Source organism: Chryseobacterium sp. C3 (assembly GCF_014218905.1).
In the GTDB taxonomy this organism is placed as follows: Bacteria; Bacteroidota; Bacteroidia; order Flavobacteriales; family Weeksellaceae; genus Chryseobacterium; species Chryseobacterium mucoviscidosis.
Window position 1 is genome coordinate 314,905 of the sequence record NZ_JACLCU010000004.1, and the last position, 18,754, is coordinate 333,658.

The 18,754-nt window shown below is 37.9% G+C and carries 12 protein-coding genes; 3 read left to right on the forward strand and 9 right to left on the reverse strand.

The genetic code is table 11. The annotated features are described in order from the left end of the window. Positions 1-36 precede the first annotated feature (36 nt). The 3 genes from H6W53_RS11250 (at position 37) to H6W53_RS11260 (ending at position 2,745) form a co-directional block, all read left to right on the forward strand. Positions 37-774 carry a rhamnogalacturonan acetylesterase gene (locus H6W53_RS11250; protein WP_185206858.1) on the forward strand — a complete coding sequence of 246 codons (738 nt, stop codon included), beginning with the start codon at positions 37-39 and terminating at the stop codon, positions 772-774. Between the two features lie 172 nt (positions 775-946). Then, positions 947-1,294 carry a cupin domain-containing protein gene (locus H6W53_RS11255; RefSeq protein ID WP_185206860.1) on the forward strand — a complete coding sequence of 116 codons (348 nt, stop codon included), beginning with the start codon at positions 947-949 and terminating at the stop codon, positions 1,292-1,294. A 329-nt stretch (positions 1,295-1,623) separates the two neighbouring features. After that, positions 1,624-2,745 (forward strand): polysaccharide lyase family 1 protein, encoded by a 1,122-nt coding sequence (locus tag H6W53_RS11260; protein WP_185206862.1) that lies wholly within the window; start codon positions 1,624-1,626, stop codon positions 2,743-2,745. A gap of 101 nt (positions 2,746-2,846) precedes the next feature. Here H6W53_RS11260 and pelA read toward each other — a convergent pair whose 3' ends face one another. From pelA to H6W53_RS11305, 9 genes are all read right to left on the reverse strand, one after another. Then, entirely contained in the window at positions 2,847-3,872 is a 1,026-nt protein-coding gene (gene pelA / locus H6W53_RS11265) for a pectate lyase (protein WP_185206864.1), read from the reverse strand. A gap of 11 nt (positions 3,873-3,883) precedes the next feature. After that, entirely contained in the window at positions 3,884-4,978 is a 1,095-nt protein-coding gene (locus H6W53_RS11270; RefSeq protein WP_317169747.1) for a DUF4861 domain-containing protein, read from the reverse strand. Positions 4,979-5,747: 769 nt separating this feature from the next. Next, complete coding sequence (locus tag H6W53_RS11275; protein ID WP_185206868.1) at positions 5,748-8,444, reverse strand: triple tyrosine motif-containing protein; 2,697 nt, start codon at positions 8,442-8,444, stop codon at positions 5,748-5,750. Between the two features lie 81 nt (positions 8,445-8,525). Beyond that, positions 8,526-10,100 carry a T9SS type A sorting domain-containing protein gene (locus tag H6W53_RS11280; protein ID WP_185206870.1) on the reverse strand — a complete coding sequence of 525 codons (1,575 nt, stop codon included), beginning with the start codon at positions 10,098-10,100 and terminating at the stop codon, positions 8,526-8,528. An 85-nt stretch (positions 10,101-10,185) separates the two neighbouring features. Next, positions 10,186-11,886 (reverse strand): family 16 glycosylhydrolase, encoded by a 1,701-nt coding sequence (locus H6W53_RS11285; protein ID WP_185206872.1) that lies wholly within the window; start codon positions 11,884-11,886, stop codon positions 10,186-10,188. Between the two features lie 296 nt (positions 11,887-12,182). Further along, positions 12,183-13,079, reverse strand: a complete 897-nt coding sequence (locus H6W53_RS11290) for a glycosyl hydrolase family 17 protein (protein ID WP_185206874.1) — start codon at positions 13,077-13,079, stop codon at positions 12,183-12,185. 92 nt (positions 13,080-13,171) lie between these two features. After that, the gene (locus H6W53_RS11295) at positions 13,172-15,535 is read right to left on the reverse strand and encodes an MFS transporter (RefSeq protein WP_185206876.1); all 2,364 of its coding nucleotides are present in this window, start codon (positions 15,533-15,535) and stop codon (positions 13,172-13,174) included. A 21-nt stretch (positions 15,536-15,556) separates the two neighbouring features. Then, positions 15,557-17,041, reverse strand: a complete 1,485-nt coding sequence (locus tag H6W53_RS11300; RefSeq protein WP_185206878.1) for a glycoside hydrolase family 30 protein — start codon at positions 17,039-17,041, stop codon at positions 15,557-15,559. Positions 17,042-17,176: 135 nt separating this feature from the next. Beyond that, entirely contained in the window at positions 17,177-18,388 is a 1,212-nt protein-coding gene (locus tag H6W53_RS11305; RefSeq protein WP_228457785.1) for a glycosyl hydrolase family 17 protein, read from the reverse strand. Positions 18,389-18,754: the final 366 nt, after the last annotated feature.

Sequence of the window (18,754 nt, forward strand, 5' to 3'; positions counted from 1 at the left end):
AAGACAAAAGAATATAAATTAAAAAATTTATTTAAAATGAAGAAAATACTTTTAATCTTTAGCCTAGCCGTTTCAACTTTACTTCTGGCTCAGCAAAAGCCAACCCTTTTCTTAATCGGGGATTCTACCATGGCAACTAAAGAAAATCCGGACAGAAATCCGGAACACGGATGGGGACAGGTTTTGCCTCAGTTTTTAACCAACGGAATTGAAATACAGAATCATGCGGTGAACGGAAGAAGTTCCAAAAGTTTCAGAACGGAAGGACGATGGGATAAAGTGGAAAAGCAACTGAAAAAAGGAGATTTCGTCATTATACAGTTTGGTCATAACGATCAGAAAATCAAAGACTCTACAAAGTTTACCAATCCTTACACACAGTACAGAGCGAATCTTGAACGATATGTGAATGAAGCCAGAGCGAAAGGGGCAACTCCTGTTCTCATGACTTCCATTGTAAGAAGAAACTTCAACGAAAACGGAGTGTTGATCGATACACATAAGGAATATCCTCTGGTTGTAAGAATGGTCGCCAATGATCTGAAAGTTCCTTTTGTGGATATGCAGTTATTAACGGAACAGATGGAAATTTCTTACGGCCCTGAAAATTCAAAAAAACTTCATCTGTATTACAAAGAAGGCGAAGATCCGTATTATCCTAAAGGAAAAGAAGATGACACGCATTTATCGAAATTGGGAGCGGAAACGGTTGCTAAATTAGCCGCGAAAAATTTAAAGGCATTAAAAATAGGGTTGGAAAAGTATATCAAATAATAGAGATCCCGTTGATTTTGCAGATTAAAATCATTTTAAAGATCTGCTCAATCAGCAAAATCTGCGCGAGAATAACATAAAATCAATCAATACATTAGATTTCTCCTCCGTCGAAATGACAGGTTTGATGTAAAAATTAGTTTAATAAAAATTGAAAAAGTAAAGTAATAAGATGAAATTCAAAAAAGAGGCTTTCTTCGATGGAAATTCTGAATGGGAAGATTTGGGAGACGGCGTTTCCAGACAGTTTGTCGGGTATAACTCTCAGGTCATGATGGTGATTGTACAATTTGAGAAAAATGCTATCGGTGCATTACATAATCATTTTCATTCTCAGATCACCTATGTTGCAGAAGGAAAATTTGAAGTTACGGTTGATGGTGAAATGAAAATTTTACAGAAAGGCGACGGATTTTTTGCCCAGCCCAATATTTTTCACGGGGTAAAATGTCTCGAAGCAGGAAAACTGATTGATGTGTTCACTCCTTTCAGAGAAGATTTCATCAAAGATAAGTTTTAAGGCTCCATTTTATTTTTTAAATCCCATTTTTAAAAATAACACAACAAACTGTTTATCAGTTAAATAATACATATACCAAACAGCTAATATTTTTTCCCGAAGATTTTCCGGTTCAGGAGATTTAAATTTCTTACACCGGATCATCTTTGGGATTTTTAATTTACAATTCAGCATCAAATATATTTTAAACATTAAATAAAATGCAACCGATTAACCAAATAAAATAAATAACATTATAATTATATAAATATAGATATGTTAAAATATAAATTATTTGTTTAGCGTATTTGTAATTTTACAATCTAATCATAATTAAAACCATACTTACTATGAAAAAAACATTTAAAGCTGCTTTTGCGACAGTAGCTCTATGTTCTGTTTTTGCCTTCACCGGATGCGGACAGGAAGACATTAAATCAGACCTATCTGAAAACAACAGTGACCTTAATATGAGAAGTGCACTGGCTTCCAAAGCCGTAGTTCCGTTAGCAAATTGTACTGCACCGGGATGGGCTTCACAAAACGGAGGAACTACAGGAGGCGGAACTGCTGCTGAAACTACTGTTACCACTTACGCACAGCTAAAATCTGCTATTGAAAATACTTCTGTAAAAGTGATTAAAGTAACCGGAACGATTACCGTTTCAGCACGCCTTTCACTACAGGATCAGACAGGGAAAACAATTTACGGAACAAGCGGTGCGAAACTGGTTTCTACAGATCAGACGAAAGACGGTTCCGGAATTCTTAATGTTAAAAGATGTAATAATATCGTCATCCGAAACCTGATTTTTGAAGGTCCCGGAGCATACGATACAGACGGTTGGGACAATGCTATTCTGGACGACTGCCGAAATGTATGGATCGATCATTGCGAATTCAGAGACGGAGTAGACGGAAATTTTGATATTAAAAATAAATCTGATTTTGTAACGGTATCCTACACGAAATTTCATTATCTGAAACCTCCGAAAGCAGGAGGATCGGGAGGAACAGACGATCACAGATTCTCCAACCTGATCGGTTCCAGCGATGGCGCAACAGCAGATGCAGGAAAACTGAATGTAACTTTTGTTCGTTGCTGGTGGGCTCCGGGATGCAGAGAGCGTATGCCAAGAGTTCGTTACGGAAAAATCCATATCCTGAACAGCTATTTTAACAGTTCTGTAAGCAACAAATGTATTGCAGCAGGAGTTCAGGCTAATATCCGTGTGGACGGAAATGTTTTTGAAAATGTAAACGAGCCGATTAACTTAATGAGCGGATATACAGGAGTAACGGTTACTTCTAACAATACTTTCACCAACGTTACCGGTAATAAGCAGGGAGGCGGTTCAACAGCTTTCACGCCACCTTACACCATTTCTACGCTTTCTCTTTCATCCGTAAAATCTGATGTTACGGCAAATGCAGGAGCAACCTTATCCGGAAATATCTGTAATACTTTTTAATACTATTCATATAAATGAGCGGCTGTCCCGATTGGGACAGCCGCTTTTTTCTGCAGAACACGGAATAAAAACTGATCTAACTTTCCATGAACCACACCTAACTATAAATCAGAAATACTGTTTTTTTCAAGCCACTTCGGATATTCTTTCCCAAGCAGTTTTTCGGCATAATCTCCGTACCAACTATAGCCGTTTCTTCTTTCTTCGGAAACTTCGTAATAATTGTATTTTACGCTTCCGTCGCGATCTCCGAAAAGGGGTTTATTGTTGTTGATATCATAAAATCTTGCCCAGATCACAGAATTTTTATCTTCGGCTAAAGTTCGTACCGCCTTTCCGTTTACTTTTGCCACTTCATAGCTGTAGCCTTCAATTTTATTTTGCCTGAACCATTTTATGGCAGATTTTACAGATTTTTCGATTTCCGGAGTTACAGGCTGCATCATTAAAAACCTTACGATTCCCACAGATTCTGCGGTAGCTAAAGAGACAGGTTCAAAAGCTCTTGCTTTATCCGGCTGTAACGTTTCTTCGTTGTACTGATCGCCCCAGATGGCAGGAATATTTTTTTGCAGTACCTGCGTTTTTAAAATACATTCTATTCCTTTATGAACGGCGGTTTTTGATTTTTCTTTCAGCTTTGCATCCACCACATCGAAACCATTTTTTCCTTCGGAAACATTATATAAAACCGTTAATGCATTAATCATTGCATTGTCGTTATACGTAATCTGCTTTCTGTACAGTCCTTTGTTGGGATAATACTGTGGAAAACCTCCATTGTTTTTATACTGCATCAGCAAAAGATAATTGATTCCTTTTTCTGCCGATTTTAAATATTCGGGATTTTTGGTAGCAGCATATGCTTTGATGAGCGCATTAATCTCTCTTGAGGTCGCATTATTGTCAATGGTTGCATGATCGTCTCCTGTTGCTTTTATCTTTCTTAAAAGTTCTTTGCTGAGAGGAAGATTGTAGTTTACGACAGATTTATCTTCGAGCTGTTTTCCCCAACCTCCGATTGGAAGCTGATAAATCAGCATTTTTTCAGCTAAGGTGTCTTTTGTCTGAGCGGAAAAATTGACGGCAGCTAAACCTAAAGTCAGTAAATAGAGTTTTGTTTTCATCCTTATGATGCTTATTTAATCGTTATCTGCAAAGGGTTTGCGATGATCTGCGCCTGTTTTTTCAACAGATCTTCCCAATCCTTCAGAGTATGAATCTGTCCGCTTTTCTGCCATGCAAATCCTGCGTAATAAGTAAGTTTTCTCTGAGGTTTTGTGATGACCAGTAAATTGCTCTGATCCGGAGTTTCAGATTTAAAAGTCATTGATTTTTCAATAGTTTCAGGGTTTACCACAATTCCCTCTCCAACAAAGGCGTCATCAATTTTTTCCCAATGAAGATAATACCCTTCTTTGTCATTAAGCTTTGCTTCTCCTTCGTTTTTGTGAAGGGTAATTCCGATGGTATAATTCGGAACCTTTTTTTCCGCTTCAAAAGTGGATTCGAATTTTGAAAAGTTTGAACCTAAATCTAAAGAAATTCTTTTGGTTTCTTTTACTCCAAAATCGCTCCAGGGATTGTATGTAAGCTCAAAAACTGTTCTTAAAGGTCCTTCAGCAATGGTTTTAGAGGTAACAAAATTCTGCGAAACCTGTAGTTTTCCGTCTTTCCAGATTCCGATTCCTCCTGTTCCTCGGCTGTCTCCGACGTGATAGGGATCGTAGCCTTCTCCTCTCGAATCTCTGTGGTAATACATCGGATCGGTTAAATAGCCTTTATACCATTTATTGATAACCGGCTGTTCTGTTCTTTTCAGCCAAATATCCACTCCGCTGGAAAGGGTACTTCCTTTTACTCCGGCTAAAGCTTCTTTCTGCCCTTTCGGACCGTACATTCTGAATGCAATTTTTTCATTTTCCCATGCATAATCGTCCACTCTTTCAGGAACCAGTCTGGAATAGGTGGTTAATGTACTTTCAGGAACCGGAGATTTTCCATCGGCTGTAATGGTGTATTTTTCAGAGGATTTTCCGGCAATGTGCGCCATGAAAAGCAATTCATCATTGTTTCCGTCTCCATCGTTGTCGATCCACTGAATGGTTATTAATTGTCCTTTGCTGTTTTTTATCCTTATCTCTTCTTCTTTATTTTTGTCTAAAAAAGATCTTAGCTGTGAAACGGGAACTGCAACCACTTCATTTCTTTCAAAATTCAGATTATTTTTCACCTGAACAGATGTTTGTGCGTTGAATAAAGATGAATTAATGCAACCGATTGCGCAAATGAATCCAAGAATTGATTTTTTAACCGTAAACATATTCTGTACCGTTGAGTTAATTCTCCAAAAGTAAAAATAATTTTTGTTCAGGAAGAGAAAATTTTAATGATTTAACAAAAAATTGTGACTTTTAGTTTCAGATTCTGACTGGTTTATGAAAGTAGCCGATTTTTTAATTTTTAATTTTAAAGTTAAATAAAAAAGCGTCCGCATTTCTGCAGACGCTCCAAACTCAATCTTCTTCATCATACATCGACCACTATTTTAACTTCTCCACATACCATTTTATTGTGCTTTACCCTCTTTTTTTTCTAAAAATTCCGCAGACTGACAGTTTATTCTTCTATCCAATTAATTGATTAAAATCTCAGATCATTCGTTTTATAAGGCTTAATTAAATATACCGATCTGCTTCGCCTGCGGAAAAAACCTGAACAAATTCTTAAAACCACAATCACCTGAATTTGTTGGTTGCCTAATTTAATTTTATCGGTATATCCGAAATATTTTTAACATGTCTATTTATATAGATGCAGAAAAGAGGAAAAGCGTTGGAAAAGTTTTTGTAAAAAGTATTAAATTTTGTAAAATAAATTATAAACAATTGATTTTAAGATCATTAAAATTTCAAAAATTATTACAAGAAAGTAAGCTCTGAGTGATATTCAGAAGATAATTTAATAATTGACAGAATTTAGGTAAGCAGATTTTTAGAAATCTATTCAAAATTATTCAGAAAATCAAACAGATCATCTTCCGGTTTCAGCCCGAGTTTTTTTCTCAGTCTGGATCGGCTTACATTGATACTGGAAGGCAATACCTGAAAAATATCTGCCATTTCTTTAGAATTCAGCCCAATTTTAAGGTAAGCGCATAAACGCAGATCGTATATGGAAAGATTGGGAAATTTCTTCCTCATTGCCTTAAAGAATTCCTGATGCAGCTCATCCATCTGGATTTCGAAGGTGTGATCGTCTGTTTCCAGATAGGTTTTCAGGGTTCTGCGGATTTCCCCGAGTCTTATTTTAGAAATATTCGGGTTATTCTCTATTTCAAGTATTTTCTCGTTAATGGTAGAAAGAAGTCGGTTTTTATCTTCATCTTCTTTGGCTTTGGTGGCAAGTTCTATCGTTTTGTTTTTGATCTCTTCTTTGAGGTTATTTTTCTCATTTTCAAGCTGTCGCTGTTTTTCAAAAAACATTTCCTGTCTGTGCTTTTCTGCCTGTTCGCGAAGTGCATTCTGCTCTTTTTTCAGAAGTTCCAGTTTTTGTTTTTTCAGTTTATTTTCCTGATATTTTTTAAGGAAGTAAAAAAAGCCCGCTATCATAAGAAGATAAGCTGCATAACTATACAGGCTTCTGTACCAAGGCGGATTGATTCTAAAGGTAAATGTTTTTATGTCAGATATCTGGTTTCCGATTTTAGCTTTTACCAAAAAACTGTATGTTCCTTCTTTGAGACCAAGAAACTCTATTTTATTTTCAGAATTCCAGACAGACCAGTCTTTTGAAAATCCGTCCAGAAAGTACTGATATTCTACTCCACCTTCATTGGGAAGCGAAAATACAAAACGTAGATTATTGAACCGGTAAGGAAGCTTTTGGTTTTCTTCCAGATCAAAATTTCCCATATTGTTAAACATTTGTGCCTTTGTTAAGATAAGCCGGGAACTGAACATGTTCTTATCCTGAAAATTCAGTTTTTCCAACGCAAAACCGTTGTATATAGGGAAAAAGTTATATTCCGCAGATAATTTTTGGGGAATATAAAATCCGGGAAGCTTACCGTTAATAACCGGAAGCTGTACTTTTTCAAAAGCAGGAAAAAATTTATTGTTCTGATGATTGAAATCATACTGTTCTGATGAAGTGAATATTTTTATTTTCTCCTTGATTTTGTAAAGATGCGGCAAGTTTCCTTTAAAATTACTGTCGGGAAAGATCTGACGGTTAACCGCATTAAAATTGGCATCGACGGTTGTCCGCAGAATACCGTAATTAGGGATGTTAATCCATATCGTATGATCATTTTCCACTTCAATCTGGCTTACCGCTCCTACAATTAAATTCATTTTTTTAATGAATTTGAGTGTATTGTTTTCTTTTTTGTAAACGAAAATTCCCGAATAGTTTCCTGTTAAAATATAATCTTTCCTGAAAGGGGTAATTGCAGAAACGCCATATTCGTTGTTGATTTTTTTTAAACTGTTTTTCTCCAGAATAAAAAGTCCTTTATCGTGACCGCAATACAGATTTCCGTCAATATTTTTAAGCGTCCAAACCTGTCCTTCGGATCCCTCTACCATTCGTAAAAAATTGCCGGAACCGGGATTTCCCATTTCATTCCAGTCTGCAAAATACAGCCCCTGATTAGAACCTAAAAAGAAAGTATCGTCTTTAAAAGCTGCTGTGTAACCCGTCCCGAAATCATCATCCTGACTGTAGAAATACGTAATATCATTTTTAATATCTACAGAAGAGATCCCATAATCCAGACCGAGCCACAGTTTACCGCTTTTCTGGTAATTCATGCACAAAACGGTATTATTAGGTAAGCCTTTGCTTTTGTTAATATGCTGAATGATTTTTCCGTTCAGATCCGTAATGTATATTCCGTCCAATATGGTTCCAAAAGCGTAATACTGTTTCCCCAAAGTAATGAAACTGAAAACTTTATTTTTGATAAGCACTGAAGAAACTTCAAGCTGAAGCGGGGTAAGTCTGCCGTTATTCCATTCAAAAATTCCTTTATCTTTAGTAATGATGCGTAGAGAATTTCCGTTAAAAAAAACACCGCTTACATCCAGAGAACTGTTATCGGGATAAGAAAACAGAAGTTTCAGTTGTACTCCGTCGTACTCAAAAAGTCCTTTTTTTTCATCAGCAAGAAACAATCTTCCGTTGACGAAGAAACTATTGGAAAATCTGGATTTTGCGGAAAATTTGGTGAGTTTTTTTTCAGAACGTATATAGATGTTTTGATGAGATACAAAAACCATCTGATTTTTAATCTGATATGTTCCCCAAAATTCTTCATTTACTCCTCCTATTTTCTTTCTGAAAGGATACATTGAAGTAAAGCTGAATTTTCTGAATTTGTCTTTTTTCCAGACACCGAAATCCATATCTGCTCCAGCGTAAATGGTAGAATCATTGGCAACATATAAAGATCTTGTATAGCCACGGTAACTTTTAAAATGTCCCCATGTTTTACCATCAAACTCCAGAAGCCCGTCTTCGGAAGCCATGTAGATCATGCCGTTTTTTGCCGATTTAATATCCCAGATTTTACCGTGATTTCCATAGCTTTCGGGCAGATAATTCTGCACAAAGGGCATCCCTTTTTCCAAAATGCTCTGTGCATTAGAAAAAAAACTCAGGAACAGTAAAAAGTAAACAAAAAAGTATTTCAGCATTCTACTCAAATATAGATAAAATTTAAGAAAAAAACGTCCGTTTTTTTCAACGGACGTCTAATTATTTATTTATGGTTTTAATTATTTCACAATAACTTTAGAAGACTGAACTTCCCCTTTATCTGTCATGGTTTTCAAAATATACATTCCTTTAGCAAATCCTTGTGTGGATATGGTATTTGAGTTCTCACTCTTTACTTTTTGTCCCGATAAAGTATACACTTCGATGGCTTTCACTTTACTTTCTGCCGTAATTGTTTCACCGACATTCGCAGGATTAGGATAAACTCTCAAGCTTTTGGAAACGGTAGCTTCGTTGGTTCCCAATACTGTAGCTTTATGAAAATAGAGATTATCAAAATAAACCGTTCCGATATTGGAAGTAATCACAAACTGGGCTATATCATTTCTTGCAGCATTATTCGTCCAGCTGCTCAACGGAACATCGATAGAAAGCCATTGCCCTTTTACCAAAGCCGGTGTACTTCCTGTATTGAGCGGAAGTTCCAGTGCAGAAACCTCTCCCGAAGTTCCTCCCCATTGTGAAAGTTTGAGATTGAACACTTTTCCTACCAGATCCACACTATTGTCGATCCAGATATCCATATGGAAATGGGTAAAATTAGTTGCATTAATATGATGTCCGGCTCCGCTGAAATCCACTCCCAGGAAATTGGTGAAAATAATTTTTTTAGTATCATTTCCCGCTACCTGAATATCAGAAATACTAGAATCGTCCCAAACCGCAGACCATGCATCAATCGGAATATTGGCATAAGCATTACTGAACATGGAAATCACATCCGTCGCTGCTCTCGCAGGAGGAGTTGGCGCAGCAACATTAGGTCCTGAAACTACATAATTTACCGTGTATGTTTTGGTTACCAATCCGTTTTGTGAGGTTACCAAAACAGTTGCCGTACCCGGAATTGCCGATGACTGAGTAATGACTTTTGTTGCGCTTGCATTGGTGGTTGTAGCCGCAGTAATTTGCGGAACAGCCGTTGTACCTTGCGGATATTCCAAAGTATAGGAAAGAATCGCAGAACTGAACCCTGAAACAGTGGTTCCGTTTACTTTTAAATCGCTTAAAGTAGCATCTGCAGCAGGATTCACGGGATTTTTCCAGAAATAGATATTATCCAGGTAAATTGTCGAAGGATTTGCTCCAGACTGTCCGTCAAATTTTATCTGAAAAACAGAATTCCAAGTCATTCCCGTAAATGCAGATTTAGGAAGATCTACACTGCTCCATCCCGCATTCGTGAGAGGAACATTCACCAAAAATTCACTGGATCCTGTTCCGTTATTGATGGGTGAAACTTTAAGAACAGCACCTGCAGTATTTGTCCAGACGTCAATATGAAGATATTCCATCGCAGCAGCATTCTGAGTGGTAAGATCTGTTCCCTGATAATTGAAATTAGAATATACCAAAATATTATTTCCAGATCCAGAAACCGCCTGAAAAGAAGTGTTCACACTTCCGGACTGTCCCCAGTTCGGATTATAGTTCGTAGCAACATTCGTATAAGCATCACTGAATATAGAAATTACATCTGCCGCTGCCTGAGTAGGAGTCGGTGCGTTAGTTGTTGGCTGAGAAAAGCCAAAACTAAATGCCAAAAGCATTAAAAAAAGAGATAAATTTTTCATCTTTATAAAGTTTAAAAATTAGTATTATGGCTGACCGTTAATTTTCAGAAATAATGTTCTTAAAAATCACGAATCGTTTTTTGTTTTATTTTTTTATGATTTTATAAGTATTAGTTCCTTTCTGATTTTCAATTCTGATTAAATAAGTACCTGCTGTAAAGGAGCTAAAATCTAACTCCAAAGAAGTCCCCACATTTTTTTCAAAAAGTTTCTTTCCTGAAAAATCATAAAGTGTAACCGTATTTTTGTTTTCAGGTAATTTCAGACTCAGAACATTTTCAACAGGATTGGGATAAAACAGTTCTTTGGCTTTAAAGGAATCTGTAACTCCCAGAGACATACACGCATCGCCAACTACGTAAGAATAATATTTGGTTACGGACATTCCTCCTGCGTAGGCAAATTTCACTGCATAATTAATCGTAGAACCCAAGGTTTGTCCGGCAATCGTGTGCGTAAACTTCTTTCCGGAAACATTGGTCATTGGAGTTTCTGTAAAAGGAGTTTGTTTCCATAAATAAGCTACAACACCTGTCTTATCAGCATCTAAAAGTTCAAACGTAATTTTCACATCGGTTCCGATGGTTTGGAAGTCGTATTTGTATCCGGTAGAAAACGCTCCCTGCGAAGCTAAAGTAGATGTTCCGCTGCAAGCGGTATTGATATTGGAAAGAGTGGTCGCATTTACCGTGATGGGATTATTGGCAGCGGTATTTCCCGCAGCATCGCTTGCTGAAACCGTAAATGTATAGCTGGTTGTTGGACTCAAACCTGAAATTATCACAGATTTCGGTATTCCTGATGTACCGTAAACCGTTTGCGTCGCTCCACCCGAAATCTGATAGGTAATTGCTCCAAAATTATCGGTTGCATTTAGTAATAATTCTACGGAATCGCTGGTTACTGCTCCAACAGTTGCGGTAAAATTAGTAGGTGCAACAGTGTCTGGAGTGGTATTCTGATAGACTCTTACATAATCAAAAATCATCGAAGCATCGGTAAATGTGGAAGGAATAGTTCCTGCAACACCGCCCATTGCAATATTGAGTAACAAGTACTGTTCTTTATCAAAAGGCCAGGTTGATGCATTTTTAATGGCTGGATTGTAAGTATAATAAGCTACACCGTCCAGCAAAAACGTAATTTGATTGGGCGACCAGTTCATCGAATAAATATGATAATTGGCGGTAATATCCGATGAAGCCAACATTCCGCCGTGGTTGACAGAATTTCCTGACGATGACGGCGTATGCAACGTACTCTGAATAAAATTTACTGGAGCAGAAGGGAAAATTCCGTATTCCATCATATCGATTTCTCCACAAGCCGGCCAATTGGTATTTCCATAAGTGGAAGCGAAATAACCACCCGGTTCGTTTACATTTCTTCCTAAAAGCCATATTGCAGGCCAAGTTCCTTGGTTTTTCGGAACTTTTGCCCGAACGTCTATTCTGCCGTATTTAAAGGCGAATTTTGAATTTAATCTTGCCGAAGTGTAATTTTTGGTATACCCCTGATCGGTAAAGGTTTCTTTTTTAGCAACAATATTCAGTTCCCCGTTGTTGGCGAAAGAATTGGTGATGAGATTGGTGTAATGCTGTTGCTCATTATTGTACCAACTTCCTGTTGTAGGCAATTGGGTTTGATGATGCCATTTTGCATTATCCACCGCTCCGTTGGTAGAAAATTCGTCGGACCACACCAGATCATTGTACACGACATCGACCTGCGCCAAATAGAGTGTGCTGAAAAGGAGTAGAACGATATGGTGTATTTTTTTGATCATAACTTTTTTAAAATTTTAGATTTTAGATTTTAAATTCGAGATTAAACAAGTCTATATTTTTTAATCTCAAATTTCTTGCAGCCCGACTTGAGTGGAACTTTTTTCTTTTCCGTTGCCTTCGACTTCGCTCAGGCAACGGAAAAGAAAAAAGCGGGATCTCATTGATAAGCTCAGGATAAACTTCTGACAGATGAAACAGCACAAAAAACTTCCCTCTTCCATCTTCACTCTTCCAGCATCCAACTTCCCTCTTCCCTCTTCCCTCTTCCCTCTTCCCTCTTCCCTCTTCCCTCTCCTCAATACTTCAACTTCTCGTGCTTATCCCAAATCCCCCAATGTGCACCGACTTCGCCTTCGGGACCAACTTTCCAAGATTCATCGAAAGAGGAAAAATAGAAACAGTCGATTTCCTCGTCCATACACCACAATTGGGTGTTGATGAAATAGTTCAAGGCGTTTTCTCTGGACGGAATAGCACCCTTCAAATCTTCGCCTTTACTTGGCCAACCAGTTTCGGAAATGATGACTGGTTTTCCGTTGGCTGCCTGTTTTGCCTGCTCATACATCTGCTTCATATAATTGAGCGAATTTTCGGCGGGACAACTTTCCCAAAACGGATAACAATTCGCCAAAATTACGTCGCAAGCATCTGTAATTCTTGGTTTTATCGTGAATTCATAATAAGCATCTACGTAACCTACCGGAATTTCAGGGAGTTCTTTTTTTACTCGGTTGATGAAATCCAGCAACTCGTCTTCGGACAAATCTTTGCGGTACATCACTTCATTTCCTACGGCTGCAATGTCTACAAAACCTTCTTTGGCAAGTTTTATCAATCCTTCCACTTCTCTTTCGTTGATTTCGGGATCGTCGCCCAACCAAGCTCCGACCAAGGTTTTCATTCCGAATTCTTTGGCGATTTTCGGGATATGTTCGTTGCCTTCGGTGCAGGAAAACGAGCGAACCCAAGAAGTGTGCGGTTTCAGGATTTCCATTCTTCGGCGAACCTGCTCTTCGGAGATAATGTCACCGGGTTTTTGTCCGTCTTCATACAAACTAAAACAAAAGCCGTGAACACCGTTGTACAGAATTTCTCTGAACAAATCTTTTTTTTCGATTTCGGTTTTTCCTTTGATGTAATTATCCTGATTTTGCTTGGGTAAGGATAAATACTGCTCTGCTCTGTATGACATGTTCTTAGATTATAGTTGTAATAAATGATGATTGATAAATGATAAATGATGATTTAGTCTAGCATCTCCTGTCTTTTAGTCTTGTGTCTTTTTTAAAATTTGAATTTTTCATTGGCATCCCACAATCCCCACGAAGTTCCTGCCCAACCTTCGTAATGGATTTTCCACGATTCGTCGAAAGAAGAGAAATAGAACAGGTTAATTTGCTCTTTTGATGCCCACTTTTGCGCTTCCAAGTAGTATCTCATCAGGTTTTCCGGAGAAGGTTTTGCGTTTTGTACTTCTTCGCCTTTACTTGGCCAACCGGTTTCTGCGATGATGATTTCTTTTCCGCCCGCGATTTTTTGGGTTTGATGATACATTTCCTGCAAATACATTCCGGCGTGTTCTATGGATGCGCCTTCCCAGAAAGGATAACAATTGATGAGAATTTTATCACTTGCCGCCACCAATTTCGGGTAATTAATAATTTCATAATAGACATCGATATACGTTACAGGAACATCCATCGTTTGATTTTTAACTTGTTGAATGTAGCTCAACAACGTTTCTTCGTTTTGATCGCCACGGTAAAGTACTTCGTTTCCAACGGCGGCGATATCTACATTTCCTTCTTTGATCAACTGAATTAAAGACTGTATTTCCTGTTGGTTTTCGGTTTCATCTTTGCCAATCCAAGCTCCCATTAACACTTTGAAGCCCATTTCTTTGGCGATTTTCGGGATATGTTCGTGTCCGTGGGTGGAAGAAAATACTCTGATCCATTGTGTGTGAGGTTTTAATACTTCGAGGCGTTTTCTGATTTGCTCTTCTGTAATAAAGTCTCCCGGAAATTGTTTTTCAGTAAAGACGCTAAAACAAATGCCGCTCATTCCACCATTAAAAACGTTTAAAAATGCTGACTTTACTCCTTCTACATTAGAATAGTCATACATTGGGAAATAATATTGCGGGAATTTTTGTTGTAATTGTAATCTGGAAAGTCCGGCCAAATTCATTCCTTCTAAAACATTATTGGCACCATATCCTGAAGGTTTTGGGGCTTTTCTTTTTTCTAACAAATCTCTTACTTCTCTGGCTTTGGCTTCATCTACATCATAATTTTTCATGGTCCAAATGGCAGTCAAAGTTCCAAGAATCGGAATTCCAACAAAGAAAATTCTTAACCAGAACATCGTTTCATCGGTTTGTGTAGCGGCATTGGATTGAAAAGCGACCAGAGAAAGAATCATCCCACTTAATAATCCCGCAACAGCGGTTCCGAATTTTACCATCCACCAATAAATGGCGCCTAAACTTCCTTCTCTTCTTTTTCCTGTGTTGAGTTCATCAATATCAATCACATCAGAAGTCATCGACATCATTAAGGTAAACAAACTCCCGATTCCGAAGGAGAAAAACGGCAACGCAAACAGAAACAGATACGGTTTGCCCGGAACGAAAAGTAAATACAGTAAAATATAACCCACGATTGAAATGCCCTGAGAAACCAAAAATGCTTTCTTCTTCCCCATTACTTTTGACATTCTTGCCACGATAGGAATGACTGCAACGGTTGTAATAATTGCGCCTACACTTCCGAATAAAGTGGGCCATAATCCAAATCCTTCTTCATTTCCTTTGAACAAATAATATTTGATGATGAAGTAGGAAAATCCGGCTGTAGTCTGAAATGCATTAAATATTAAAAAAGTGGCAATACATATTTTTCTGAACGGTTTAATTTCTACCGAAGCTTTCAATCCTTCTTTTATTTCGCCAAAACTTCCTAAAATCCCTTTCAAATCAATCGGGCTATAATTTTCGTGGAGTGTCGATTTGCTTGGAATAAAAAATGCTGGAATTGCCGCTAAAATGGCACAACCAATAGCAACATAAACCGCCAGAGTTCTCACCGCAACATCACTGGATGGAAATAAGGACTGATCTGCCATGATTACCCAAAACCAAGGTGCAACCACCCAAGCTAACTGACCAATGAGCTGAGAAGTTGCCATAATATTGGTGCGCTCATGGAAATCGTCGCTCATTTCGTAACCCATCGCTACATAAGGAATACTGAAGATGGTGAGTCCTGAATAAAAAATAAGTGAAACCACCAAAAAGTACCAAAAATTGTACGTAACGCCATTTTCAGCGTACAACTGCCACATCAAAGCAAACGAAATCCCTAAAATAATAGCTCCTGCTAAAACATACTGTCTTCTTCTTCCCCATTTGGATTTGGTATTATCGCTTACATATCCCATAATCAAATCAAACAAAGCGTCATAAAACTTAGGAATAAAGTAGGTTAAGCCTAACAAAAATCCGCTAAAGCCGAGTTTCTCTACCAATACAACGGTGAAAATCCCGATCATTGCAGGAAACATCTGGTTCGCCAACATTCCCAACCCAAAAGCGACCTTCTGACCTATTGGAACTTTATTCGCTGATTTTTTGATTTGATCTGCCATTTTTCTTGTGTGTTTTTTTAATTAAAAAGTTAAATGAACCGTTTGCAATGCTTTTGCACTGATGCGAACCGGAATTTTTTGATTTTCTAAGGAAATTTCGATATTTTTTGTCTGTTCCGATGGGTTGAAAACTACCACCGCAACTGAACCGTCAGGATTTTTAGCGGCTGTAATTTTTAAATCAGAATCAGGATTTTCAAAACCAATTCTTACCGCTTCGCGACGAATAAATTTGCTGAAATGCGCCATCGTGTAGTATAAAGGCGTTACATACACTTCGTCTTTTTCGGGATCTACCAAAATCGGTGCGCCACACCAGTTTTTAAACCAGTTCGGACCGCCGTTTTTATCCAAAACCATATTCCAATCGATCCAGCCATCAACCTGATTGTTCAGGCAACCGATGATGTCTCCTGCGTAACGGAAAACCGGAACGTATTTTGGATGCAGATATTTTTCTTCTTCTTTCGCCCAGTCAAATCCCCAATCTGTCGCTTCTGCGCTCCAATACCACGAATCATCTTTCCATTTCGGAATATCGCCGTCTATGCAGGCTTCAGTTTGAATTAAGTGTTTTGACGGATTTTTCTGATGCGCATATTGCAGCTCGTCTTCAAAAATTTTATAGGTGCTGTCGTACCAATGAATGGCTGTTCCTGCAAAATATTTGGAAGATTTTTCGGAGCGGTACATTTCATTTACCCAGTTTTTAAGTTCAGAACGGTTTTGGTCGTAGCCGAAAATTTTCACGTTTCCGTAGCCGTCTTTTTCTAATTTCGGGCCTAAGAAATTTTCCACGAAATCGGTCATTTCTTTTGGGGTAAACAACATACTTTCCCAGTTTCCGCCGTTTCCGTTCGGTTCGTTGATTACGGTAATTCCCCAGATCGGAATGCCCAGTTTTTTATATTCGGTTAAATATTTTGAAAAATAGAGTGCAAACGTTTCGTTGTATTGTGACAATAGTTTTCCGTTGATCCACGCATTGTTATCTTTCATCCAAGGTGGTGAAGTCCACGGTGAAGCCAGTATTTTGAAACCATTTTTTGAAATTTTCTGCGCTTCTTTAATCATCGGAACCAAATCATCCATATCTTCCTGTACCGAAAAATGTTTCAGTTCTTTATCGTCTGCAACCGGAGCGTAGGTGTAATGTTTCAGAGAAAAATCGCAGGAAGCAATCGTGGTTCTGGTTAAAGAATAATTGGCTCCATCTTCCCCAAAATACAATTGCAATACTTTTTCCCGGTTTTCCTTGCTTAATTGCTTGAGCAAATACGCAGAACTTTCGGTAAAAGCACCACCAAATCCCGTAATTTTTTGGAATTTCTGTTCGGGATTGAGTTTGATTTTAACTGAATTTTCAACAGGTTTTACCGCATCAATTTTGGTTAATTGATTTCCACTTGCAGAGGTTTCGTAGATGTCTGTCTTCCACGATTTTTGAGATTGACAACTCATCATCAAACTGGTTATTAGGGCGATATGTAGGATTTTTGTTTTCATATTTTTGGATTTGTTTTCCAAATGTTTTTTTATCTCGCTGATTATACAGATTTCGCAGATTAAAAAAGTTTAAATAAATCTGCCCAATTAGCTAAATCTGCGAGAGCATTACCTTTTTGAATCATCTTAAAATCATCATTTCGTTTCCAACAATTGTTTTTCAAATTCGCGGTGTGGAGGCATTTCCACAGAATCTAACAATCGTTTCAGATTTCCGTTAAAGGTTTTCTGAATGGTGTTTCCGTCCCGTTTTAGTTTTTTAAACGCGCCTTCATCCACCAGATTCCAAACTGCATATTTTGCATTTCCGTCAACGGTAAACAATCCGAAATGATTTTCCGAACCGCCTGCATTTCCGGCATCTTTCCAAGGTTCATCAAACGCTTCAAAATAGAAACAGGAAATTCCCGCTTCGTTTGTCCAATCCCGCATTTTGTGGTAGAAAATTCCGGCTTTGTATTCGTCAACTGCTTTAGAATCGTTGCTTCCGTACAATTCATTGGAGAATGTTGCCCAACCGGTTTCGCCAATGTGTACTGGTTTTTCCACGCCCAAACTTTGCATATATTTTTTCACCGAATTGTACTGCGATTTGGCATAATTCACGGAACGATTCATCGCCAAATCCAATTGTTTTTCTTTGGAAAATTGAAATTCATCTTCCGAAATTCCCCAAAAAATCGGGTTATAATGCGTGTCGTGCATCGGATACGTGTGCATCGAAATATAATCCACCGCTTTGATCAACTCATTGAGTTCTTTCGTGTGATATTCTTTATCACCACCACCCCAACTTGCAAAATTGTCGGAACTGGTAATCCATAAATCTTTCGGCAATTCTCCTTTTTTCTTTAATTCCTGCAAATGATTCACCCATTTCAAAATCACGGAAGGCTGCACATAATACGCAGTTGCCCATTTTACCATCGCCTCGTTTCCTACGGCAATGACTTTAATGATTTCCGGATATTCGTTCGCCAATTCTACAGCGTGTGCAATTTCAGAGGCGTTTCTTTCGCTTTCTTCGTTGTGATTGGGTTCAAAACCAGTCCACGCATTTTTACAGTCGATCCACGCGCCGAGCATTACATACATTTCAAATTCAGGATTTTCCTGACGCAATTCTTTAATCGCTTTCAGCACATTTACGGCTTCCGGAAGATGCACATTATACGTTCTGATGATTTTCACACCCATCGCCGAAAGAATTTTCATATCTTCTTTCAACTGCGAAACGGTAGGTTGCACTCTTCTGGAATTGGTTCGGTAACCGCCGTAAGACATTGCCAAATAGTTAGGATTTCCTAAAATTTCGGATGCACTTTTATGTTTGATTGTGTTTTGCATACTGTTACATGACATTAAATAGGTCAAAATAAGAATTGGTATTACACGGAATAATTTCATTAATCATTGAAATTTTTTCATTGTTGCCCGATAAAAAGAATTTTCACCTCAACCATTTAAATGTTTATGAGATAGATTAACAGGTCGCTCCTACGGAGCTTTGCTTTTGTATGCTACCTTTTTCTATTAACAGTACGCTCCTAAAGGAGCTGTATTAAGTATCATCGGGACTTACTGTTAATAGGAAATTTGTATTCTTCGGTAAAAAGCTCCGTAGGAGCGACCTGTTAATTGCTTTTCCATTTTTATCGGACAACAATTATTTTTTTTATTGAATATCCGTTAAACAACCTATTACTATGCACT